Source organism: Vibrio sp. J2-3(2022), assembly GCF_021725735.1.
GTDB classification, from domain to species: domain Bacteria; phylum Pseudomonadota; class Gammaproteobacteria; order Enterobacterales; family Vibrionaceae; genus Vibrio; species Vibrio diabolicus.
This window is the reverse complement of sequence record NZ_JAKKCK010000003.1, coordinates 35407-58229: the sequence shown is the minus strand read 5'-3', so window position 1 is coordinate 58229 and position 22823 is coordinate 35407. Positions and strand designations below refer to the sequence as shown.

General features: G+C 44.2%; 21 protein-coding genes. 15 read left to right on the top strand and 6 right to left on the bottom strand.

The features are described 5' to 3' along the window. Positions 1 to 19: 19 nt before the first annotated feature. A complete protein-coding gene (fldB, locus tag L3V27_RS12710; protein ID WP_237311988.1) occupies positions 20 to 538 on the bottom strand; it encodes a flavodoxin FldB in 519 nt (172 codons plus the stop codon). A 158-nt stretch (positions 539 to 696) separates the two neighbouring features. On the opposite strand from fldB, the gene xerD reads away from it, so the two are divergent. The 7 genes from xerD to L3V27_RS12675 all read left to right on the top strand — a co-directional run bounded on the left by xerD (position 697) and on the right by L3V27_RS12675 (position 9428). Then, the gene (gene xerD, locus L3V27_RS12705; protein WP_005397336.1) at positions 697 to 1614 is read left to right on the top strand and encodes a site-specific tyrosine recombinase XerD; all 918 of its coding nucleotides are present in this window, start codon (positions 697 to 699) and stop codon (positions 1612 to 1614) included. Between the two features lie 59 nt (positions 1615 to 1673). Continuing rightward, positions 1674 to 2462 (top strand): bifunctional protein-disulfide isomerase/oxidoreductase DsbC, encoded by a 789-nt coding sequence (dsbC, locus tag L3V27_RS12700; RefSeq protein WP_012842135.1) that lies wholly within the window; start codon positions 1674 to 1676, stop codon positions 2460 to 2462. Positions 2463 to 2506: 44 nt separating this feature from the next. Beyond that, positions 2507 to 4246, top strand: a complete 1740-nt coding sequence (gene recJ / locus L3V27_RS12695) for a single-stranded-DNA-specific exonuclease RecJ (RefSeq protein ID WP_006742673.1) — start codon at positions 2507 to 2509, stop codon at positions 4244 to 4246. A gap of 173 nt (positions 4247 to 4419) precedes the next feature. Next, positions 4420 to 5518, top strand: a protein-coding gene (prfB, locus tag L3V27_RS12690; RefSeq protein WP_100068604.1) for a peptide chain release factor 2 whose coding sequence is annotated in 2 segments (ribosomal slippage) — positions 4420 to 4494 and positions 4496 to 5518 — 1098 coding nt in all. Because the reading frame shifts where the segments join, the coding sequence is not laid out codon by codon here. A 34-nt stretch (positions 5519 to 5552) separates the two neighbouring features. Continuing rightward, a complete protein-coding gene (gene lysS / locus L3V27_RS12685; protein ID WP_005397328.1) occupies positions 5553 to 7070 on the top strand; it encodes a lysine--tRNA ligase in 1518 nt (505 codons plus the stop codon). 243 nt (positions 7071 to 7313) lie between these two features. Continuing rightward, positions 7314 to 8648: a cyclic-di-GMP-binding transcriptional regulator VpsR gene (gene vpsR / locus L3V27_RS12680; protein WP_237311986.1), complete on the top strand. Its 1335-nt coding sequence runs from the start codon at positions 7314 to 7316 to the stop codon at positions 8646 to 8648. 528 nt (positions 8649 to 9176) lie between these two features. Next, positions 9177 to 9428 (top strand): hypothetical protein, encoded by a 252-nt coding sequence (locus tag L3V27_RS12675; protein WP_005397324.1) that lies wholly within the window; start codon positions 9177 to 9179, stop codon positions 9426 to 9428. Between the two features lie 134 nt (positions 9429 to 9562). On the opposite strand, the gene L3V27_RS12670 is transcribed toward L3V27_RS12675, so the two are convergent. Continuing rightward, positions 9563 to 10597 (bottom strand): NADP(H)-dependent aldo-keto reductase, encoded by a 1035-nt coding sequence (locus L3V27_RS12670; protein ID WP_237311984.1) that lies wholly within the window; start codon positions 10595 to 10597, stop codon positions 9563 to 9565. A gap of 154 nt (positions 10598 to 10751) precedes the next feature. Between L3V27_RS12670 and L3V27_RS12665 the strand changes: the two genes are divergently transcribed. Next, complete coding sequence (locus tag L3V27_RS12665; RefSeq protein ID WP_005397320.1) at positions 10752 to 11063, top strand: DUF6482 family protein; 312 nt, start codon at positions 10752 to 10754, stop codon at positions 11061 to 11063. Positions 11064 to 11078: 15 nt separating this feature from the next. Here the strand turns inward: L3V27_RS12665 and mutH are convergent, their stop codons facing one another. Continuing rightward, positions 11079 to 11759, bottom strand: coding sequence for a DNA mismatch repair endonuclease MutH (mutH, locus tag L3V27_RS12660; RefSeq protein ID WP_237311982.1), 681 nt, complete (start codon positions 11757 to 11759; stop codon positions 11079 to 11081). Positions 11760 to 12377: 618 nt separating this feature from the next. On the opposite strand from mutH, the gene rppH reads away from it, so the two are divergent. The 5 genes from rppH (at position 12378) to L3V27_RS12635 (ending at position 17716) form a co-directional block, all read left to right on the top strand. Next, positions 12378 to 12899: an RNA pyrophosphohydrolase gene (gene rppH / locus L3V27_RS12655; protein WP_005381953.1), complete on the top strand. Its 522-nt coding sequence runs from the start codon at positions 12378 to 12380 to the stop codon at positions 12897 to 12899. Between the two features lie 2 nt (positions 12900 to 12901). Continuing rightward, a complete protein-coding gene (gene ptsP, locus L3V27_RS12650) occupies positions 12902 to 15148 on the top strand; it encodes a phosphoenolpyruvate--protein phosphotransferase (protein ID WP_047009107.1) in 2247 nt (748 codons plus the stop codon). 6 nt (positions 15149 to 15154) lie between these two features. Next, on the top strand, positions 15155 to 15946 hold the full coding sequence (locus L3V27_RS12645) for a sulfite exporter TauE/SafE family protein (protein WP_006743341.1): 792 nt from the start codon (positions 15155 to 15157) through the stop codon (positions 15944 to 15946). Positions 15947 to 16033: 87 nt separating this feature from the next. After that, positions 16034 to 16855, top strand: a complete 822-nt coding sequence (gene lgt / locus L3V27_RS12640) for a prolipoprotein diacylglyceryl transferase (protein WP_005381948.1) — start codon at positions 16034 to 16036, stop codon at positions 16853 to 16855. A 9-nt stretch (positions 16856 to 16864) separates the two neighbouring features. Beyond that, complete coding sequence (locus tag L3V27_RS12635) at positions 16865 to 17716, top strand: thymidylate synthase (RefSeq protein WP_237311981.1); 852 nt, start codon at positions 16865 to 16867, stop codon at positions 17714 to 17716. A gap of 71 nt (positions 17717 to 17787) precedes the next feature. On the opposite strand, the gene L3V27_RS12630 is transcribed toward L3V27_RS12635, so the two are convergent. Together L3V27_RS12630 and L3V27_RS12625 are read right to left on the bottom strand one after the other, a co-directional pair. Beyond that, complete coding sequence (locus L3V27_RS12630; RefSeq protein ID WP_006743340.1) at positions 17788 to 18930, bottom strand: flavohemoglobin expression-modulating QEGLA motif protein; 1143 nt, start codon at positions 18928 to 18930, stop codon at positions 17788 to 17790. 148 nt (positions 18931 to 19078) lie between these two features. Continuing rightward, positions 19079 to 20224, bottom strand: coding sequence for a Na/Pi symporter (locus L3V27_RS12625; RefSeq protein ID WP_237312189.1), 1146 nt, complete (start codon positions 20222 to 20224; stop codon positions 19079 to 19081). Positions 20225 to 20610: 386 nt separating this feature from the next. On the opposite strand from L3V27_RS12625, the gene nhaR reads away from it, so the two are divergent. Further along, positions 20611 to 21501 carry a transcriptional activator NhaR gene (nhaR, locus tag L3V27_RS12620; protein ID WP_237311979.1) on the top strand — a complete coding sequence of 297 codons (891 nt, stop codon included), beginning with the start codon at positions 20611 to 20613 and terminating at the stop codon, positions 21499 to 21501. Between the two features lie 289 nt (positions 21502 to 21790). Beyond that, the gene (locus L3V27_RS12615) at positions 21791 to 22093 is read left to right on the top strand and encodes a metalloregulator ArsR/SmtB family transcription factor (protein ID WP_005397309.1); all 303 of its coding nucleotides are present in this window, start codon (positions 21791 to 21793) and stop codon (positions 22091 to 22093) included. A 306-nt stretch (positions 22094 to 22399) separates the two neighbouring features. Here L3V27_RS12615 and rpsT read toward each other — a convergent pair whose 3' ends face one another. Beyond that, positions 22400 to 22660 (bottom strand): 30S ribosomal protein S20, encoded by a 261-nt coding sequence (gene rpsT / locus L3V27_RS12610; protein ID WP_005381938.1) that lies wholly within the window; start codon positions 22658 to 22660, stop codon positions 22400 to 22402. Positions 22661 to 22823: the final 163 nt, after the last annotated feature.

Genomic DNA, 22823 nt, shown 5'->3' with positions numbered 1-22823 from the left:
CTTTGAAGCGTTCACACTATTAAAGTGTGTCGTGGAACTCTACAAGAACTTGTTCACACCATTTTTCGATGCGCTCATCACTCAGTTCGTACTGCGAGTCTTCATCTAACGCTAGTCCAACAAACTTGCTGCCATCTTCAATCAGTGCTTTCGATGCTTCAAATTCGTAGCCTTCATTTGGCCAGTAACCGATAAAGGTTGCGCCGGTCGCTTGTAATTCATAGTGAAGTAAGCCCATCGCGTCCAAATACCACTCACCGTAGCCTTCTTGGTCACCCAGACCAAATAGCGCGACAACTTTACCTTTTAATGGTGTTGTTGCGATGTCTTGCCAAATCGCATTCCAATCTTCTTGAATTTCACCAAAGTCCCAAGTTGAGATGCCAAGGAGTAGTAAGTCGTAGTCTGCCATTAGTGATAACGGTGTCTCTTTCACATTGTGAATGTCGACAAGGTCTTCACCAATAATGGTACGAATTTTCTCTGCTGCCATTTCGGTGTAGCAGGTCGTTGAGCCGTAAAAGAGTCCGATTTTCATTATATTCATCGTTATTTGTGTTGCTGTTGTGGAAGATTCTAACCATAAATTGAGGAAGATTGCAGCGAATATCCTAAGCGGGATGATTTTTTTATGGTATTGGATCGGCAGGTGCCTTAATCTAAATACTGTAAATATAAACAGATAAGGAAGCGTTCATGACGGCACAACAGCCTGTCAATCAACAAGATTTTTCGCTTGTTGAGCAATTCTTAGATGCGATGTGGATGGAGCGTGGGCTATCAGAGAACACGCTGGCTTCCTATCGAAATGATTTGATGAAGCTGCTCACGTGGATGGAGAAACATCGCTACCGTCTTGATTTCATTAGTTTGTCTGGCTTGCAAGAATACCAAAGCTACCTTGTAGACTTGGATTACAAGCAGACGTCCCGTGCGCGTATGTTGTCGGCAATTCGCCGTTTATTCCAATATCTGCATCGTGAGAAAGTACGTGCTGATGATCCGAGTGCGCTCTTGGTCAGTCCTAAACTGCCACAACGCTTGCCCAAAGATATTAGTGAAGAGCAAGTGGACGCCTTGCTCGAAGCGCCAGACCCGAATGATCCTGTGGAATTGCGGGATAAAGCGATGCTGGAACTGCTGTATGCGACTGGTTTGCGTGTGACGGAATTGGTCAGTTTAACTATGGAAAACATAAGCTTGCGTCAAGGTGTTGTACGTGTCACAGGTAAAGGCGGTAAAGAGCGCTTAGTGCCAATGGGGGAGAACGCGGTAGATTGGATCGAGACGTTTATTCAACAAGGGCGCCCTGCGTTACTTGGTGATACATCATCTGATATTGTTTTTCCTAGCAAACGCGCAAGGCAAATGACTCGTCAGACGTTTTGGCATCGTATTAAGTACTATGCTTTGATAGCAGGGATTGACACTGAACAGCTGTCGCCGCACGTACTGCGTCATGCCTTTGCCACGCATTTATTGAACTATGGCGCAGATCTCAGGGTCGTACAGATGCTATTAGGACATAGTGACTTATCGACCACGCAAATTTATACTCACGTGGCGACTGAACGATTGAAGCAGATCCACAGTCAACACCACCCAAGAGCATAACAATGGTTAGATTCATCCATGTCCTCTTGGAAAAACGATTTTATATTAAGGTGAATTTCATGAGCGTATTACGCCGACTAACTCTGCTGACTTTACCATTTTTTGTTACCGCGTGTGGTGCAGAAGAAAGTCAGGCTAAAACGGACACTCCTGCACAGCAAGTGGCACCAGCTGCGCAAAGCAGTTTTGATGAAGCAGCATTAAAAACTAAGTTCTCAAAGCTTGGTTTATCTATCGTTGATATTCAGCCATCAGAAGTTGCTGGTTTATTGGAAATCCAAACTAATGGCGGGATCTTGTTTGCTTCAAATGATGGTAGCCATTTTATCGCCGGTACGCTTTATGCCATCAATGACGATGGCAGTTACAAAGATGTCATTGCAGAGCGCCAAGCGCCGCTTAATGCGGAGAAAATCGCGCAGTTCTCCGATAGCATGATTGAATACAAAGCCGACGATGAAAAATATGCTGTGACGGTATTTACTGATATCACTTGTGGTTACTGTGTGCGTCTGCACAGCCAAATGCAAGGCTATAACGATCTAGGCATTACAGTGCGTTACATGGCTTACCCTCGCCAAGGTGCTACTGGCCCAGTGGCAGAGCAAATGGCGACGATTTGGTGTGCTGAAGATCCAAAGTCGGCAATGCACAACGCGAAAGTGAATCGTACGTTTGATAACCCTGCGAAAGACTTAAAACAGTGTAAAGAAACCATCCAATCACATTACAATCTAGGTCGCCAATTGGGAATTTCTGGTACGCCAGCGATCTTCTTACCGAATGGCGAAATGGTTGGCGGTTACCTACCACCTGCAGAGCTACTGAAACGTTTAAAGCAACAATAATCCTTTAGGAGCAGAGTCGGCAAAGTCGCCGGCTCTTTTCAAGCATGATAGAAATTCAACGACGTCCTGAACCTGATCTTTCCCTTCTTCCTGATTCCATTCCTCCGATTCTCAAACGTATCTACATCAACCGTGGGATTACGGATCCTGCGCAACTAGAAACGTCAGCTCGTGGTTTGCATTCTTACCAAAAACTCGGGGGGATTGAGCAAGCTGTCGAGCTTTTGTTTCAGGCAATAAAAGAACAAAAACGCATCATCGTTGTCGGTGATTTTGACGCTGATGGTGCGACGAGCTCTGCATTGTCGGTGCTCGCGCTGCGTATGCTTGGTAGTCACAATGTGGACTACCTAGTACCGAATCGTTTTGAAGACGGTTATGGGTTAAGCCCAGAAGTCGTTGACCAAGCATTAGAGCTTGGCGCTGAGATGATCATGACGGTAGATAACGGTGTGTCATCAATCGAAGGCGTGCGTTACGCAAAAGAAAACGGTATTACCGTGCTCGTTACCGACCACCATTTACCGGGACAAGTGTTGCCTGATGTAGATGCAATGGTGAACCCAAACCTTGAGAGCTGTCATTTTCCGTCTAAAGCGCTCGCTGGTGTCGGGGTCGCATTTTATCTCATGATGGCACTATGCGTTCATATGCGAAAACACAATTGGTTTGCTGAGCAGGGCATGCAAGAGCCTAAGTTGATGGAACTGATTGACCTTGTTGCACTTGGTACAGTTGCCGACGTTGTCCCACTGGATGAAAACAACCGCATTCTTGTGCACCAAGGCCTTCAGCGTATTCGTGCGGGCAAAGCGCGCCCTGGCATTCAAGCATTGATTGAGGTCGCGAAGCGCGATGCGCGTCGTTTGGTGGCGTCCGATTTTGGTTTTGCTTTAGGTCCTCGTATCAATGCTGCAGGTCGCCTTGATGATATGTCATTTGGTGTTGAACTGTTGATGTGTAACAACATTCACGCCGCTCGTCGTATGGCAAGTGAACTGGATGGTTTGAACCAAACTCGTAAAGAGATTGAAGAAGGCATGAAGCAAGAAGCGATGGCTTTCTGCGAGCGTCTCCAGTTTGGTGAAGGCAGTGAGCTTCCTTACGGATTAGCCTTGTTCCAACGTGATTGGCACCAAGGTGTGATTGGTATTTTGGCCTCGCGCATCAAAGAGAAGTTTCACCGTCCAGTCATCGCATTTGCTGATGGCGGAGAAGGGACAATTAAGGGTTCGTGTCGTTCAATTCCAGGGTTACACATGCGCGATGCGTTGGATTTCATCGACACGCAAAACCCAGGTTTGATCATCAAATTTGGTGGTCACGCGATGGCGGCAGGCTTAACAATTAAAGAGCAGGATTTTGAACGTTTCAGCCGTTTATTTGATGAAGTGGTAAAAAAAGAACTCGATGAAGCGGCGCTAAAAGGCGTGATCATGTCAGATGGTGAACTTAAGCCTGAAGAATTCTCTATGCATGTCGCTGAACAGCTACGGTCTGGTGGCCCTTTTGGACAAGCCTTTCCTGAACCAATCTTTGATGGTGAGTTTAAAGTGTTGCATCAAAAGCTGGTGGGTGAGAAGCATCTTAAATTGATGTTAGAGCCGCTTTACAAAGGTCACCCTACCAATGTGATGATCGACGGCATTGCATTTAATGTCGATTTGCGTCGCTGGCCGGATGCATCAGTTAAAACGGTACGTTTAGCTTACAAATTGGATGTGAATGAATTTCGTGGTAATCAATCACTGCAATTGATGATCGATCATATCGAAGCTAAGTAATATTTAGATTAACCTTTCTTATAGAGTACGGTTGCCCCTAAGAGGGTGTAAAATTTTATGACCGTGCTCTCTCTAACCGCAATCTGATTTCTCATCCGAAATTTTCCTGTATCTCGGTCACATTTTTCAGTAGAATTTCTCGGTTAAATTCTATTCTAAAATGTTGAGTAAACATGTTTGAAATCAATCCAATTAAAAACCGTCTGCAGGACGTGTCTCAGCGCACAAATGTCCTGAGGGGGTATCTTTGACTATGACGCGAAGAAAGAGCGTCTAGAAGAAGTCAACGCAGAGCTTGAACAACCTGATGTATGGAACGAACCTGAACGTGCACAAGCACTGGGTAAAGAGCGTGCATCGCTAGAAGCGGTTGTTGAAACTATTGATCAACTAGAGCAAGGTGTAGAAGACGTAGAAGGTCTTCTTGAGCTGGCTGTAGAAGAAGAAGATCAAGAAACATTTGACGAAATCGAACCAGAACTTGCTGAGTTGGAAGAGAAGCTAGAAAAGCTTGAATTCCGTCGTATGTTCTCGGGCGACCATGATAGTTCAGATTGCTACATCGATTTGCAAGCTGGCTCTGGTGGTACGGAAGCACAAGACTGGACCAACATGCTGCTGCGTATGTACCTACGCTGGGCAGAGGCGAAGGGCTTCAAAGCTGAAGTGATTGAAGTCTCTGAAGGTGAGGTCGCGGGTCTTAAGTCGGCAACAGTTCGCATCTCTGGTGAGTATGCGTACGGTTGGTTGCGCACTGAAACGGGTGTTCATCGTCTTGTTCGTAAATCTCCGTTCGATTCAGGCGGCCGTCGCCATACGTCATTTGCGTCTGCGTTCATCTATCCAGAGATTGATGAAAACATCGACATCGACATTAATCCTTCTGACCTACGCATCGACGTTTACCGTGCGTCAGGCGCAGGTGGTCAGCACGTCAACACCACAGAATCTGCGGTACGTATTACGCACGTACCAACGAACACCGTGGTTCAGTGTCAGAATGACCGTTCTCAACATAAGAACAAAGATCAGGCAATGAAACAGCTTCGAGCGAAGCTATTTGAGCTTGAATTGCAAAAGCAAAACGCGGAAAAACAAGCTAATGAAGACGCTAAGTCTGACATTGGCTGGGGTAGCCAGATCCGTTCTTACGTATTGGATGACTCACGTATTAAGGACCTCCGTACGGGCATTGAAAACCGTAATACTCAAGCGGTTCTTGATGGCGATCTGGACAAATTTATTGAAGCTAGCCTGAAATCAGGCCTATAAAGCTTTTCACCGACAAAAACAGGATACATCGAAAATGACTGATGCTGTTCAAAACGAAACTGTACTAGAAGAAAATAAGCTGATTGCTGAACGCCGCGCTAAACTGGATGAAATCCGAAAGAGCTGCAAAGCAAACGGCCACCCAAACGACTTCCGTCGTGACGCACTAGCGGGCGACCTTCAAAAAGAGTTCGGTGAAAAGACGAAGGAAGAGCTAGAAGAGCTTAACCACGTGGTTGCAATTGCTGGCCGTATTATGGCTAAGCGTGGTCCATTCCTAGTAATTCAAGAAACATCTGGCCGTATCCAAGCTTACGCTGCTAAAGACGTACAAAAAGAGCTAAAAGAGAAATACCAAGGTCTTGATATCGGTGACATCATCGGTGTTAAAGGTGCGCTGCACAAATCTGGTAAGGGTGACCTATACGTGAACATGGAAGAATACGAGTTGCTAACTAAAGCACTTCGTCCACTTCCTGAGAAGTTCCACGGTCTTACTGACCAAGAAATGCGTTACCGTCAGCGTTACGTTGATCTGATTGTGAACGAAGATTCACGTAAAGCATTTATTGTACGTTCTAAAGTGATGTCTGCAATTCGTAACTTCATGATCTCAAAACAGTTCATGGAAGTAGAAACGCCGATGATGCACGTGATCCCTGGTGGTGCAAGTGCACGCCCATTCATCACGCATCACAACGCGCTAGACATGCCAATGTACCTACGTATTGCACCTGAGCTATACCTGAAGCGTCTAGTAGTTGGTGGCTTCGATCGCGTATTCGAAATTAACCGTAACTTCCGTAACGAAGGTCTTTCTCCACGTCATAACCCAGAATTCACTATGATGGAATTCTACATGGCGTACGCGGATTATAAAGATCTGATGGACTTTACTGAAGAACTACTAAGCTCGGTAGCGCAAGAAGTTCTAGGTTCAACATCAATGCCTTACGGTGATGAAACGGTTGAATTTGGTGGCACTTACACTCGTATGAGCATGTTTGAAGCAATCAAGCAGTACAACCCAGATCACGCGCAAATCCAAGCGCTAACCGAAGAAGATCTACAAAACCGTGAACTGATGGTTTCTATCGCGAAATCAGTACATGTTGAAGTAGAAGACTTCTGGACATGTGGTCAGCTTCTAGAAGAAATCTTCGGTGAAACAGCAGAACCTAAGCTAATGCAGCCAACGTTCATCACTGGCTACCCAGCGGACATCTCTCCATTGGCTCGCCGTAGCGATGACAACCCGTTCTTTACAGACCGCTTTGAATTCTTCATCGGCGGTCGTGAAGTGGCGAATGGCTTCTCAGAGCTTAACGATGCAGAAGATCAAGACGCGCGCTTTAAAGCACAGGTTGAAGCTAAAGAGTCTGGTGACGACGAAGCTATGTTCTACGATGCAGATTACATCACTGCACTAGAACACGGCCTACCACCAACGGCAGGCCAAGGTATCGGTATCGACCGTCTGGTTATGCTACTGACTAACACGCACACTATCCGTGACGTGATCCTATTCCCAGCAATGCGCCCACAAGCGTAATTTGGCAGGATGATCAAAAAAACCACCTTCGGGTGGTTTTTTTATGCCTTTTAGTTAAATAAGTTCAAGTTGTTGCATTTGCTTTTTAATAGGATATGCAAATAAACATTCGCCAAATCTCAATCTATTGCATAGTCTTAATACTGAGACAGACGTGGGGGCGCGGAGTCTCGATAATGTTACCCGCTCGCAAAGATAGGTTTGTGGCGCAAAATTTCTATTAACAATGAAAAGGGTTAGAGAATGGCTGGGCAGTTTAAGATGGATTCCATCCCGGGATCGCTTGTGGTAGTTGGCGGTACTTATGAGCCTTGGTTATCAGTACTTGAGCAAGTGGGCTGGAAGTGTCACCAAGTGGGTGACTTACGCAAAGCTAATACGTTGTTAGAGGATATTGGTCCATGTATCGGTATTGTCGATCTCAGCCATGACGAATTCAGCTTGAACGGTTTGGCGAACTTAGTCAGTTCTCACAAACACGTGCGTTGGTTAGCATTTATTCGTGAATCTCAGCTTGGCACTGACACCATATGCCAGTTCATTGTTAACTTTTGTATCGACTTTTTCACTGCGCCAATCCCGGATGCCCAGCTTTTAAGCACGATTGGTCACCAGCTTGGTATGCTCAAGTTGGAGAAAAAAGTTTGGCCTAGTTTTGGTAGCAGCTTAGACATGGGGCTGATCGGTGAATCTATCCCGATGAAGCGTTTACGCGATCAAGTAAAGCGAATCGGTCCGACGGACGTCAGTATTCTGATTTCTGGGGAAAGTGGTACAGGTAAAGAAGCGGTTGCTCGCGCTATCCACAAAGTCTCTTCACGTTCTCATAAACCGTTTATGGCAATTAACTGTCGCGCGCTCAATGAGCAACGTTTCCAGGCGGAAGTATTTGGTATTAACGCCGATGAAGATATGGAAGCATGCATGCTCGAACAAGCGGATGGCGGTACGGTGTTGTTTAATGACATTCTTACCATCTCAAAAGAGCAACAAATGAATCTGCTGAGATTCTTGCAAGAAGGCACCATTGATACCAAAGATGGTGTAAAAGCGGTCAACGTGCGTATCCTTGCGGCTAACTCGTCAGATGTAGAAAAAGCCTTGATTGACGGAGATTTTAATGAAGAGCTTTATCACTACATTAATGTATTACGCATTAATGTCCCGAGCTTAAAAGAGCGCGCGAGCGATATTTCTTTGTTAGCGCGCTACTACTTACAAGAGTTTTCTAAAGAGTATAACTCGCAAGCAAAAAGCTTTTCTGAGGATGCACTCAAGGCACTGACACGTTATTTCTGGCCAGGTAACGTACGTGAGTTGAAGAACCAAGTGAAACGAGCGGTTCTGATGTCTGACAGCGTAATGATTGAAGAGCATCACCTAGATTTGCCTCAGCGTAATGACTCAAAGCGTAGTTTGAAATCGATTCGTGAGAAGAGTGAGCGTGACGCGTTACTGGTTGTTTTGGAATCGCATTCTGGTCAAGTTTCGAATGCGGCGAAGGAGCTTGGTGTTTCACGCGCGACCATGTATCGACTACTGAACAAACATAATTTGATTTCCGATCAAGCCATGTAATTTGTTCTTTCTGAAGTTAAATTGGTGAATGAATATCAGTAAAGGAGTGGCTACAAAGCCGCTCTTTTTGTTTTGTATTCAGTTTGATTTATAAAATCCGTAATTTTATATATTCCCTAGGTGAATATGTTATATAGAAAAGTATATGAAACTGAATTGCGGTGTATTGATTTGTTTTTAATCAAAAAGACAAAAAATGTTTGATATATATTCATCAAAGCTTACAATTTAACCGTAACTCAATGAGTTATACCTTTCATAAACGGATTAATTTTTAGCTAGGAGGCGCAAGATGAAACATTACGTTGTTAACACCACTGCTTGCGCTGATCGTATGCCTATCGCTCCGATGACTCTTAAGTCGGATGATACCAATACCACTGGCTCACAAGATAAAAATTAATCCGTAACCTATCTTATTTATTACTAGGCTGCGGAAAAGTAGCGGCTTAGTATCAACAGAGCACTTCTGTTCATTTTACGCACTATTTTTCCCAGTCGAATACATCGATAATCGGAGAAAATATTATGCGTCACTCTATTTACCTACAACTGGCAACTTTGCTATTGAAAGCAGACCTTAAACGCGAAGAAAAGCAATGGCAGCGAACCATACGCCGCACTGCTCATGATGTTCCATGGACGAATGTTCATCTATTGAGGGATATTGGTTTAGATAGCGATGGTCGTTCCACACGCGCCAATGTTCCGGATGCAGTAAAAGTTGAACGTCGAGTTCGTCACCTTCGTCGAGTTTTAACGTCGCGAATAATGACGTAATCGTTAGCGTGTTGGACTGACTGAGTTGCTATCGAGTCATTCAACACGCTTAACGTGCGATATGAAGTCATACTTCATTTGATAAACAGCTGACCTTGAAGGTCAGCTGTTTTCGTTTGAGGGGAGCTTTACTGTTAAGGGCATGGATTCGAGTAGGTTGTACCAATTGCTTGAATCTCAGTAAGGAGCTCATCGCTTAGTTTTAGATCGATACTGTCGATGTTGGTTTTTAATTGGTTGAGGTTGGTCGCGCCGATAATATTAGATGCTACAAATGGGCGCTGATTGACAAATGCGAGTGCCATTTGTGCAGGATCCAAACCATGCTCTTGGGCTAAATTGACGTAAGCTTCGGTCGCTTTTATCCCCTGAGGAGTAAAGTAGCGCGCAAAACGCTCCCACTTCGTGCATCGAGCACCCTCTGGTCTCTCACCATTCAAGTATTTGCCACTTAGGCAGCCAAATGCCAGTGGAGAGTAGGCCAGTAGCTGGACACCTTCATAGTGGCTGATTTCAGACAAGCCAACTTCGAAGCTGCGGTTCAACAAGTTATATGGGTTTTGAATCGAGACAATGCGTGGCAAATCATGCTTTTCAGCTAAACGCAGTAATGACATCACACCCCATGGCGTTTCGTTTGATACACCGATGTAGCGTACTTTGCCTGCATTCACTAGCTCAGTCAGCGCTTCCAAGGTTTCAATTAATGTGACTTCTTCTTGTTTGTCTAGGTAAGGGTAGTTGAGTTGACCAAAGCAGTTAGTTTGGCGTTGAGGCCAATGTAATTGGTATAAATCGACATAATCCGTTTGCAGGCGGTTAAGGCTGTCATCAATTGCTGTATGGATGTGGCGACGATTAAGGCTCATGTTGTCTCGGATGTGAGGGACACCACGAGGGCCAGCCACTTTTGTTGCCAGCACAACTTTTTCACGTTTGCCGCTCTTTGCTAACCAATTACCGATGTATTGCTCGGTGAGTCCTTGCGTTTCCGCTTTGGGAGGTACAGGGTACATCTCTGCGGTATCAATGAAATTCACCCCATGATCAAGGGCAAAGTCGAGCTGTTCAAAGGCGTCCTTTTCTGTATTTTGCTCGCCAAACGTCATGGTTCCGAGGCAGATTTTACTGATCTCAAGTGATGAGTGCGGTAGTTTTGTGTATTGCATATCACGTCCTTGAAGAGTTACCGACTAAATAAGTGATTCCAATATAGGGGATTTTTAACCGCTATCGCAAATGATTTACGTATAAAGGAAGACCAAACTCGAAAGCTATACATAGCCTAACTACACTTAAATGATCGTGTAAAGGAGGTACGTTATGCAGAAGCATCAATTGGACATGTGGTTACACGGTCCCCATAAAGATACTTATAAAACTCCCAAAGTATTTGTGATTGGGTGTTCTGATGTCTCTGACTATTTGCTAGCAGTGGAGTACAAGCATCAACTTGAGCCGATTAAAGACGGTGAAGATCCGATACATTTCGGTTCGCTAGATTTGGTGAAAGAAGAGCTGCTGAGGTTAGGGGTAGATAAAGCGTACTTAAGGCTGCACAATGCGTATGACGAATGTGGCACTGAAGAGGCAGCCTCGTACTGTGATATCGAGTTATCGCTCGTGACGCACTAAATGGCGGAAACAACATTACTCAGATGGCGTGCTGATGTAGTGCTTGAGTAAGATCTGCTCAGTAAACTGTGTTCTGAGGTAAAAACCTCGGGGCAGAGTTTTTATCGGCTTGCCATTTGAGCTATATGCTTCGGTGAGGGCTTTTGCATTCGCGGCTTTAGGGCGAAGATGCAGCGCTTCTCCGTGTCTGGCGGAAATTTGATCAAATTTCCCCAAGACGATCATCTCCATTAGCTCTTCCCAGTCGTTTCGTAAAATACGCTCTTCGTCTTCGTCTGGTGACCAAATCAGTGGGCTACCAACACGTCTTTCTGCAAGTGGAATTTCTCGTTCCCCTTCCACTGGTACCCAAAGCACACGAGACAGCTTGTTGCGTACGTGGCTTGTTTCCCATGTAAGACCATGAACACCTGTGAGAGGAGCCACCGAAACAAAGGTTGTTTCCAATGGTTTGCCAGAGTGACTGATCGGAATACTTTTCAGCTCGATCCCTAGCTTAGCGAAATCTTGTTGAGGTTTACTGCCAGCCGGAGCGCCCAAATGCCATTCGAGTAATTGACCCACCCAACCTTTATCACGTTTTAAGTTTTCAGGAACAATCATATTCGCCTCGGCGGCCAACTCAGCAAAACTGAGTCCTGCCATATCATGCGCTCGTTCCAATAGCTCTGCTTCTGTTTGTGGTTCTGGTTTCATAGTCACAAGGTGGTATTACAAAAAATATAGTTTATCAAACTCCGGCCAAATCTACTGTTTAAGATTTCACCGAGGCGGTGTAAGAACGATCAATTCATAACTTATCCACAGGAGGAGGAGGTGTTGATAAGATCCTGACGGGGTCTGTATGAATAAACAGGGGTTAAAATGCATTTTTGGGGTTGATTTTGTTGTAATTATCTAAACGAATAGCAGGTGAGTGTGGATAAATAGCCTATTGGTGGATCTTTGACCGATCTGGGTTTGGTGAAAAGATCATCAAGAAACTGAAGATCGATTTATCGCTATTTTTTAAAATAAAGACTTTTTTATCAATGTTTTATGCTTGTTTTCTTGTTTCTTTATTTGTTTTGCTTGTGATGGGGTTGAACAGAATTACTCATTTGAATTGAATTCTTCACAAAGTTATTCACAGAAAAGGTGAATAAATGTGGGCAATGTCTCACTCTTGTGTTGATAAGGTATGGCTTGATTAAAAGATATCCAAATATGGTGAAAAGGTAATAAATCTTGCTCATATCACATCAGTAAGTTTGCTAGTAATGGGGATATGTGGAAAAATCACGGTAATAAAAATTTATTCATAGAGGTTAGCCAGTGATAGATGGCGATGGTTACCGACTTAATGTTGGTATTGTGATATGTAATAACCATGGTCAGGTCTTCTGGGCTAAACGATACGGGCAACACTCATGGCAATTTCCACAAGGTGGGATTGACGAAGGTGAAACCCCTGAACAAGCCATGTTTAGGGAGTTATACGAAGAAGTCGGTTTAACGAAAAAAGACGTTAAGATCATTGCAACAAGTCGTCATTGGTTAAGATATAAGCTACCAAAGCGATTGGTGCGTTGGGACTCCAAGCCTGTTTGTATCGGCCAAAAACAGAAATGGTTTCTGCTGAGATTAGAATGCGATGAATCTCGTATTAATATGCAACGCGGAAAATCCCCTGAATTTGATGGTTGGCGCTGGGTGAGTTACTGGTATCCAGTTAGGCAAGTTGTTTCTTTCAAGCGAGATGTTTATCGACGAGCGATGAAAGAGTTTGCATCCTTAGCCATGCCTTTTCGAGAGAGAAAAGCGAAAGGGAAAAGAAAAAAGCAACGTAGAGGATAATCATGCTCAGTCAGCTAAGGGAAATAGTTGAGAAAGTCTCCAGGGTCGATGATGTGCATCTGGCACTCGATATATTGGTGAAAGAGACTTGTGCTGCCCTTCGCACTGAGTGCTGTACTATCTATCTTGCTAATGAAGAAATGCAGCGCCTTGAGTTAATGGCAACTCAAGGCCTTATTTTTGAAGGTGATAGTATTCATATCAACTTCAATGAAGGCTTGGTTGGGTTGGTTAAACGAAGCGCAGAGCCACTCAACCTTGCCGAAGCCTCAAAACATCCCGAGTTTAAATTCTTCCCTCAACTCGGCGAACAGATTTACCACTCCTTTTTAGCCACTCCAATCATTCATCGAAAACAAGTTTTAGGTGTGTTGGTGATCCAGCAAAAAACACCTCGCTTGTTCAGTGAAATGGAAGAGTCTTTTCTTGTCACGTTGTCCGCTCAGCTAGCAGTGCTTATTGCGCATGCGCAGAATCTTGGGCATTGGCAGTTGGCATCTAAACCCACGGTATTAAAAGGTTTGCCTGCATCTACTGGTGTCGCGATTGGAGAGTTTTGGTTCGACAATACCCAACCGAGTTTATCGGATGTTTTCCCATCGTCCACGTTAGATAAGGAACGTGAGCACGAGACATTGCTGGTGGCCATAGAGCGAGCGTTAAATGATTTTCGCCGTATGCGGAAAAAGCTGGACAGTGAAATCAACAAAGATGCGCTGGCGATCTTCGATCTGTTTACGCACTTACTCAATGACCCGATGCTTCGCGGTGATTTGAAGAAGCAGATTGAAAAAGGAGATAGGGCAGACTGGGCGTTACGCCAAGTGGTAGAATCATACTCGAATCGATTTGCCAGAATGTCGGATGTCTACATGCGCGAGAGAGCGCAAGACATCCGAGAGTTAGGGCAAAGGCTGCTCTATTTTCTACATAACAGTGAGCAAGAAAATTCTGCAATTGATCGTCCCATTATTTTGGTGGCGAATGAACTCACAGCCACCTTGCTCGCGTCTGTACCTAAAGAATTTTTGTTAGCCGTCGTGTCACTAGAAGGTGGCGCGAACTCTCATGCGGCTATTTTGTCTCGCGCACTTGGAGTTCCCGCAGTCATGGGCGCCAACATTAACCCGGATGTGGTGAATGGCAAACTCGGGATAGTGGATGGTTATACGGGCGAGATCTTCCTAGAGCCAAACCGTCAATTATTGCGAGAGTATCGCAGTTTAGTAAGTGAAGAGTCTGAATTGTTTGCCATGGTAAACAAGGACCTCGCACTCCCTGCGGTTACGCAAGATAATCACCATATCGAAATTATGCTCAATGCGGGGCTCAGTGCAGACAGTAATATTGCCATCAATACAGGTGTTGATGGTGTTGGGTTGTACCGAACTGAGATTGCATTTTTACTTCAGCATCACTTTCCGTCGGAAGATGAGCAGTATCATCAATACCAAGCGATACTCAACAGTTATCCGAATCAACGAGTGGTGATGCGCACTTTGGATATTGGTGGTGACAAACCTTTGCCATATTTGCCCATCGAAGAAGATAATCCGTTTTTAGGCTGGCGTGGCATTCGTTTTACATTGGATCACCCAGATATTTTCTTGATCCAGCTGCGTGCAATGTTAAGGGCGAGTGCAGAAAGCGGTAACTTAAGTATTTTGTTGCCAATGGTGTCTGGGGTAAAAGAGCTAGACGATGCCATTAGCTTGATTAATCAAGCCCACAGCGAAGCCGTATTGCTTGATGATAGAATTCAATTCCCACAAGTTGGGGTCATGATCGAAGTGCCATCAATGGTGTATTTATTGCCAACGATTGCTCACCGTGTTGATTTTGTTTCTGTCGGGACAAACGATTTAACCCAGTATTTATTAGCGGTTGATAGGAACAATTCGCGCGTCGCGGATGTCTATGAATCTATGCATCCTGCGGTACTGTTAGCGCTTAAGCAAATCCATGATGTGTGCGATAAGTATCAGGTGCCAGTGTGTATTTGTGGTGAGTTAGCTGGTGACCCATTTGGCGCTCTTCTCTTACTTGGGTTAGGGTATACCAGTTTGAGTATGAACACCTCCAACGTGGCTAAGGTGAAATATTTGATTCGTCATAGCCAACAAGAAGAATTAGAAAAACTAGCGGAGCAAGCAATGACAAAGTCCTACGGGGAGGACATTCATCAAATGATGCATGACTTCTTCATCCAACAGGGTTTTGCGGGCTTTATCCGTGCAGGTAAAAAGTAGGAAATCGTGACCGTCTCTTTATTTTTGTTATTGTTGGCGCTAGGCGCTTTTGTGGGGGTGATGGCGGGGTTACTCGGTATCGGTGGTGGTTTGATTGTTGTTCCTGCCTTGTTGTATTTGCTTCCTCTTGCTGGAATCTCTCCAGAAATGAGTATGCACATGGCCCTAGCCACTTCGTTAGCGAGTATTATTGTCACGTCAGGCTCATCGGCGATGAATCACCTTAAGCTCGGCAATGTCGATATGTTCGTCGTAAAATGGTTGATGCCAGGTGTGGTTATAGGTGGTTTTGTCGGTGCCAATATTGCTGAGTGGATCCCTACGCACTACTTGCCGAAAGTATTTGGTGTGATTGTACTTTGCCTGTCAGTACAAATGTTCCGTTCCATTAAAGTTACGAGCAGTAAACCTATGCCGAGCAGCCCGGTGACCGTTGCATATGGCACGGGGATTGGTGTCGTATCAAGCCTTGCTGGTATTGGTGGCGGTTCACTATCGGTCCCATTTTTAAATAAACACGGGATAGAAATGCGTAAAGCGGTAGGTTCATCTTCCGTTTGTGGTTGCGTGATTGCTATTTCTGGTATGATCGGTTTCATCTTACATGGCTACAAAGTAGAAGGCTTGCCTTCATACAGTATTGGCTATGTTTATCTTCCCGCTTTATTAGCAATTGCCATGGCCTCGATGCTCACAACAAAAGTGGGCGCAAAGCTGGCAACTAACCTTCCAACTGCGGTATTAAAAAAGATATTTGCGGTGTTCTTAATGTTTGTAGCAGCGACCATGCTGCTCTAAGTTTGTACCCAAGTCATTCTCGCTGAACCAAGCATCTAGAGGTTACTTGGGTATATTTATTTTGTTGTGATAAGAAGAGAATGATTTATGTCTCAGGGATATATTGAATTTCCCAATATTGATCCGGTTTTAATCTCTATTGGTCCTGTTTCGGTTCGTTGGTACGGTTTGATGTACCTTGTGGGCTTTATGTTCGCCCTATGGTTGGCGAACCGACGTGCGGATAAGCCGGGAAGTGGTTGGACACGAGAACAGGTTTCTGATTTGTTGTTCGCAGGCTTTCTTGGCGTGGTGATTGGTGGCCGTGTTGGCTACGTGCTTTTCTACAATTTTGAGCTCTTCCTGGCTGATCCTTTGTATCTGTTTAAAGTGTGGACCGGTGGTATGTCTTTCCACGGGGGCTTACTGGGGGTTATTACCGCGATGTTCTGGTATGCACACAAAAACGGGCGAACTTTCTTCGGTGTTGCCGACTTTATCGCGCCGCTTGTGCCATTTGGTTTGGGTATGGGGCGTTTAGGTAACTTCATGAACAGCGAATTGTGGGGCCGAGTAACGGATGTGCCTTGGGCGATCGTTTTTCCAAATGGTGGTCCACTGCCACGTCATCCATCGCAGCTTTATGAAATGGCGCTTGAAGGTATCGTACTTTTCTTCATCTTGAATTGGTTCATCAAGAAACCTCGTCCTCTAGGTTCTGTTTCAGGGCTATTTTTAGCTGGATATGGTACATTCCGCTTCCTAGTTGAGTACGTGCGCGAACCAGACGCTCATTTGGGTTTATTCGGTGGCTTTATTTCCATGGGACAGATTTTATCCCTGCCAATGGTGGTTATCGGTGTCCTAATGATGGTTTGGGCATACAAACGTGGTCATTACAAAGACGAGTTACCACAAAAGACGAAGTAAGGTATTGGTGTGAAACAGTATTTAGATTTGTGTCAACGCATCGTTGACCAAGGTGTTTGGGTTGAAAATGAGCGTACAGGCAAGCGTTGCCTGACCGTAATCAACGCGGATTTAACCTACGATGTTGCGAACAATCAATTTCCGTTGGTAACCACACGTAAAAGTTTTTGGAAAGCGGCCGTTGCAGAGCTACTAGGGTACATTCGTGGTTACGATAATGCGGAAGATTTTCGTAAGCTGGGCACGAAAACCTGGGATGCCAATGCCAACCTAAATGATGCTTGGTTAAATAACCCATACCGTAAAGGTGAAGACGACATGGGCCGTGTCTACGGTGTCCAAGGGCGCGCATGGGCGAAGCCTGATGGCGGGCATGTTGACCAATTACGCAAGATAGTGGATGACTTAACGCGTGGTGTTGATGATCGCGGTGAAATCTTGAACTTCTACAACCCGGGTGAATTCCACATGGGGTGCTTGCGTCCTTGCATGTATAGCCACCATTTTTCATTGCTGGATGATACGCTTTACCTGAACAGTACTCAGCGTTCGTGTGATGTACCGCTTGGCTTAAACTTCAATATGGTTCAAGTTTACGTGTTCTTGGCGATCATGGCGCAAATCACGGGCAAGAAACCTGGTCAGGCATTTCATAAGATTGTGAATGCGCACGTTTATGAAGATCAGCTTGAACTGATGCGTGATGTTCAGTTGAAACGTGAACCATTAAAAGCGCCGACGTTCCACATCAATCCAGAGATTAAATCTCTAGAAGATCTGGAAACATGGGTCACACTGGATGACTTTTGGGTTGAAGGATACGAGCATCACGACCCTATTCGTTACCCATTCTCAGTGTAACCAGTGTTGTTTTTCAAGATATGAAAAAAGCTCCGAATGGAGCTTTTTTGCTTTTTCGTACTTTGAAGATATTACTTGAGTGCACTGACAATATAGCGGTGAATAGGGTTGGTCTGCTTCGGCGCAGACAGTGCCGGGCTAATAAACTTGGGTTGGGTGAATATTTGTTTGCTCACTAATGAGCGGATAAGCTCAAAATATTTCAGTTCTGTTTTCCCACATAGCAACAATGAAAAGTCATTGCCCAGTTTATCGTAGGCATTGAGCACCTCTCGGAACCCTCTGAGGTACAAGTAATCCTTCGTCAAACCGCCTCCTCGATACACACGAGCAGTCGTTGTAAATGCTTGAAGGTCAGACGTTTTATACTGTTCTTTTAATAGCATGAACGTATGGCGGAAATCGCGATCCTTGATCATCGACTCTACCGCCAGGACTCGTAAGGCTAAGGTTCTTAGGCGTTTGATACTGAAATGTCCTGACAGATATTCACACAATATAGCCAGCCCTTCTTGGGTGTTTGTATTAGCTGGGCACCCTAAGCTCAGGACCTTTAGCGGTTGTTGACGACCGTTAAGCGTAGTAAGAAGGTGTACACCCATTTCATGATGTGCGAGAGCCTCTAACTCATCGGTCGTGATGTATGCTGCGTGGTTAATTTTGACTCGAGATCCCGAAACGAGTGCGTTTGCTAACATCCCATCCAACACCTGTATTTCACACTCATATCCATTACGTTGAGCAAAGTTTTGCATGAAGTGTGCTATCGCGCGGCTATCATGCTGCGGTTTGCTCTCTTCTTCCGTGGGAAGGTGTAAAATGAAATGGGCGTTGGCAATATCTTTGGCGCTCGGCTCTCCGTAATAGCGCAGGGAGTTATAAAGAAACTCTTGTGTACCGATAGTATTCACTTGATCCAATTTATCTGCGTAAGACTGAATCACATCCGCGTACAGCTTTTGTAATTGGGTGTCTTGAATATTTTCTAAAGGCAGTTCATACAGACGTCGTTTTGCGCTGTGAGTATCTAGATTGGTGGTTGAGTATTGGAAGTTAGGCTCTTGAGAGTATTTGTTCTTAATAAAGCGCTCTCTTTCCTGAGCATAATTGAGAGGATTCACGCTACTGAGGATATCAATATCAGCAACCAGTTGAGTTAGGTTTTCGTCTATTGCGAGTAGCTGATCAGAAATAGTGCCATTAAGCTGCGTCATGTTGTCGACTCCAAATGAGGTAGCCCAGCATAAGTATGCTGGTATGGCTCAAATTATCACCAGACAATGAATTTGAACAGCGTCATTAACGCAAAAAAGGCCCCACAATGTGGAGCCTAAACAATAAGCGATGGTATGTAAGTTATTGTTATGTCGTTAGGGCTAAGATCGCGCCTGGTAAAATAACGAATACAGACATTAGGTAGCCACCGACAACAGCTTTGTTCTTGATAGCCATTTCAGAAATCATCTCAGCGCCTTTCACTGGAATTTCACGTAGGAACGGAATACCAAAGATAAACAGCGTTGCCATGATATTAAATACTAGGTGTACCAGAGCGATTTGAAGCGCGAATACCGCAAACTCACCCGATACGGCTGTTGCTGCTAGTAGCGCCGTAATACAAGTACCAATGTTTGCACCTAGCGTGAATGGGTAAATATCACGAACTTTAAGAACGCCTGTACCCACAAGTGGAACCATCAAGCTAGTTGTTGTTGATGAAGATTGTACCAACACAGTCACGATTGAACCCGATACAATACCGTGAATAGGGCCACGACCAATCGCGTTTTTCAAAATTTCACGTGCGCGGCCAACCATTAGGCTCTTCATTAGCTTACCCATTACCGTAATTGCAACGAAGATTGTCGCAATACCCAAAATGATAAGCATAATGCCACCAACAGTATCACCGAATGTTGAAAGTGGCTCTTTAATTGCACCCACAACTGGTTTTGTTATTGGCTTAATGAAGTTGAAGCCTTTAATGCTCATATCGCCAGTAGCAAGTAGTGGAGAAACAAGCCAATGAGAAACTTTCTCTAAAATGCCGAACATCATTTCCAACGGAAGGAAAATAGCAACAGCAAGTAAGTTGAAGAAGTCGTGAATAGTTGCGCTTGCAAATGCACGTTTGAACTCTTCTTTACAACGTACGTGACCAAGAGAAACAAGCGTATTGGTCACTGTGGTACCAATATTGGCACCCATCACCATTGGAATCGCGGTTTCTACTGGTAAGCCACCTGCAACTAAACCTACAATAATAGACGTTACAGTACTTGAGGACTGAATTAAGGCTGTTGCCACCAAGCCGATCATTAGACCTGCAACAGGGTGAGCGGCAAACTCAAATAGCACCTTAGCTTGATCGCCAGTTGCCCATTTGAAGCCACTACCAACCATAGATACTGCTAGAAGAAGCAGATACAACATGAATGCCAAGTTAGTCCAGCGTAACCAACGAGCAGTGCTCGAAATTGGCGCCACTGTTGAAGTAGCTTGGTTCATCATAATTTTCTCCGTTGACCTTTCAGTTCATTTTTCGGTCTGTAGTTGAAACTGCGGGCGATGTTAGAGAACAAATATTTCAGTAATATTACAGATTTCTTGCTGTGAGTAATTTTTATTGTTCTTTTTGATAGTGGTGTGAGTAGGGAAAAATGAAGGTTTTTAACTGTTTGAATTTAATAAATAAATTTTGCTTTCGTTTTGTGTGGTTATTGCGTTTTCTTTAGAAAGAAAATGCGCCTCAGTTCAACTTTTATGACAGTGTTAATTTTATATATTCGGTAAAACTTATGTTTTTGTAATGTATTGTATGGTTTTGTCGAGTTTATTGTTTGTCTCTGTCACATTTGGTATAAAAAGCATCACTTTCTTTTCGGGACTTGATCATGTCACATCTAAACTACAACCATCTATATTATTTCTGGATGGTGTGCAAACAGGGCTCTGTAACTAAAGCGGCCGATGCGCTTTTCCTGACACCGCAAACCGTGACAGGGCAGATTAAAGCGCTTGAAGAACGCATGAAAGGAAAGTTAACCAAACGAAATGGTCGTACAGTTGAGCCAACTGAGTTAGGGCAACTTGTTTTTAAGTACGCCGACCGAATGTTTGGTTTGAGTTATGAGATGTTAGATATCGTCAATTACAGCCAGCACTCGAACATTCTGTTTGAAGTTGGCGTAGCCGATGCGTTATCTAAACGCTTGGTCAGTAAAGTACTAATGACGACTGTCCCGGAAGATAACAGTATTCATTTACGCTGTTATGAGTCAACCCACGAATTGCTACTTGAACGACTGTCTCAGCACAAGCTGGATATGATCCTCTCGGATTGTCCCGTTGACTCAACTCAAAGCCCTAGCCTTTATAGCAAAAAGCTAGGTGAGAGCAGCATGAGCTTTTTCGCCTCTTCTGAAATTGAAAATGTGCGTTTCCCTGAGATTCTGGAACAGAAAAAGCTTTTGATTCCTGCAAGCCGAACAGCAATGGGGCGTAAGGTTATTCAGTGGTTTGATCGTCAAGGTCTTCAGCCTAATGTGTTGGGAGAGTTTGATGATGTCGCGTTGATGAAGGCTTTCGCACGGTATCACGATGATGTGATTTTCTTAGCGCCGACCGTATACATGTCGGAGATTGAGGACGACCGAAATCTACAGCTAATTGGTCATGTCGATGGGTTAAAAGAAGAGTACTACGTGATTTTTGCGGAACGAATGATCCAACACCCAGCGGTAAAAAATGTTTGTGATGCTGATTTCAGTCAAATGTTTGAGTAAACCCGTATCGTTGCGCAAATAAATAGATTACTATCAATAAAAATATAATTCTAAATAATACCTAAGTAACTCAAGATACTTGTTTTAGTGAGCAAAACTATTAATTATTGATGGCGCATCAATTCTCCACTTTGGTGGATAATATTGGTGTATCACTAACAACTAAATTAGAGGTTCTAATAATGAAGACTCTGGAAGTGTATCTTGATTTTCTTAGATATATAAATCAGTGCAACACAACAAGCTGGCCAGGGTTGGAATAAGTAAGTTGTAGCTAGAGGTCCAACACATGAATCTACAAGAAATGGAGCAGAACTCCGCAAAAGCCGTCGTGTTGCTCAAAGCGATGGCAAACGAGAGACGCCTACAAATCCTTTGTATGCTGCATAACCAAGAGCTGTCCGTGGGAGAGCTGTGTGCAAAGTTAGAGCTAAGCCAGTCGGCATTATCTCAGCATCTTGCTTGGCTTCGCCGTGATGAGCTAGTCACGACAAGGAAAGAAGCACAAACCGTGTACTACACATTAAAGAGTGATGAAGTGAAAGCGTTAATAAAAACACTGCATAGTCTTTATTGTGCTGAAAGCGCTTAGCGTTAATTACATATACCTAATATATCGTTCATTTTAGGCTGTGAATCTAACTCGTTGGAATATTTGAGAGTGGCGTTAAACTTTTGATGGTAGAGTTGCTGCGCATCGACCAATTTGCTTTGTTCTCAAGTGTTTTATTGGTGCTTTCCAGTTTGAGCTTTATAAGGTAAATAAGCTGATGCCTTTGAATAGGCGTGCAGAAAAAAGAAAAGCTGGCATTGCCAGCTTTTTTATTAAGAAAATTTTGTAGATATAAAAAAACCGACACAAGGTCGGTTTTTTCTTCACTGTAAAATCAGGACTCTATTAAAGAGCTTTGATTTGTGCAGCGAAACGAGACTTATGGCGAGCTGCTTTATTCTTGTGAATAAGGCCTTTAGTTGCCATGCGGTCTAGGATAGGTGTAACTACAGCGAATGCAGCAGTTGCAGCTTCTTTGTCGCCTGCTTCGATAGCAGCAACAGTTTTCTTCATGTAAGTACGCATCATTGAGCGACGGCTAGCATTGTGCTGACGACGTTTCTCAGCTTGGATAGCGCGCTTCTTAGCAGATTTACTATTTGCCAAGGGTCTAACTCCCAAAAACTTAGTTCTGTGACAATTTAAGGGCGAGGAATATCCCTCATTTGCGCTTAAATGTCAAATGATTTGTGCAAAAACCGATCTAAGCCAAAACAAATTTTGGTAAGAGAGGTTATCGCGGTTAAGATGGCGGGGATTCTAACAGCAT

What these genes read in the sequence shown, in the direction of transcription:
- L3V27_RS12630 (WP_006743340.1), bottom strand. Translation starts at nt 18,930, where the DNA reads ATGACGCAGCTTAATGGCACTATTTCTGATCAGCTACTCGCAATAGAC.
- xerD (WP_005397336.1), top strand. Translation starts at nt 697, where the DNA reads ATGACGGCACAACAGCCTGTCAATCAACAAGATTTTTCGCTTGTTGAG.
- L3V27_RS12670 (WP_237311984.1), bottom strand. Translation starts at nt 10,597, where the DNA reads ATGCAATACACAAAACTACCGCACTCATCACTTGAGATCAGTAAAATC.
- mutH (WP_237311982.1), bottom strand. Translation starts at nt 11,759, where the DNA reads ATGAAACCAGAACCACAAACAGAAGCAGAGCTATTGGAACGAGCGCAT.
- vpsR (WP_237311986.1), top strand. Translation starts at nt 7,314, where the DNA reads ATGGCTGGGCAGTTTAAGATGGATTCCATCCCGGGATCGCTTGTGGTA.
- fldB (WP_237311988.1), bottom strand. Translation starts at nt 538, where the DNA reads ATGAAAATCGGACTCTTTTACGGCTCAACGACCTGCTACACCGAAATG.
- L3V27_RS12625 (WP_237312189.1), bottom strand. Translation starts at nt 20,224, where the DNA reads ATGAACCAAGCTACTTCAACAGTGGCGCCAATTTCGAGCACTGCTCGT.
- dsbC (WP_012842135.1), top strand. Translation starts at nt 1,674, where the DNA reads ATGAGCGTATTACGCCGACTAACTCTGCTGACTTTACCATTTTTTGTT.
- recJ (WP_006742673.1), top strand. Translation starts at nt 2,507, where the DNA reads ATGATAGAAATTCAACGACGTCCTGAACCTGATCTTTCCCTTCTTCCT.
- lgt (WP_005381948.1), top strand. Translation starts at nt 16,034, where the DNA reads ATGTCTCAGGGATATATTGAATTTCCCAATATTGATCCGGTTTTAATC.
- ptsP (WP_047009107.1), top strand. Translation starts at nt 12,902, where the DNA reads ATGCTCAGTCAGCTAAGGGAAATAGTTGAGAAAGTCTCCAGGGTCGAT.
- L3V27_RS12615 (WP_005397309.1), top strand. Translation starts at nt 21,791, where the DNA reads ATGAATCTACAAGAAATGGAGCAGAACTCCGCAAAAGCCGTCGTGTTG.
- L3V27_RS12665 (WP_005397320.1), top strand. Translation starts at nt 10,752, where the DNA reads ATGCAGAAGCATCAATTGGACATGTGGTTACACGGTCCCCATAAAGAT.
- lysS (WP_005397328.1), top strand. Translation starts at nt 5,553, where the DNA reads ATGACTGATGCTGTTCAAAACGAAACTGTACTAGAAGAAAATAAGCTG.
- L3V27_RS12675 (WP_005397324.1), top strand. Translation starts at nt 9,177, where the DNA reads ATGCGTCACTCTATTTACCTACAACTGGCAACTTTGCTATTGAAAGCA.
- nhaR (WP_237311979.1), top strand. Translation starts at nt 20,611, where the DNA reads ATGTCACATCTAAACTACAACCATCTATATTATTTCTGGATGGTGTGC.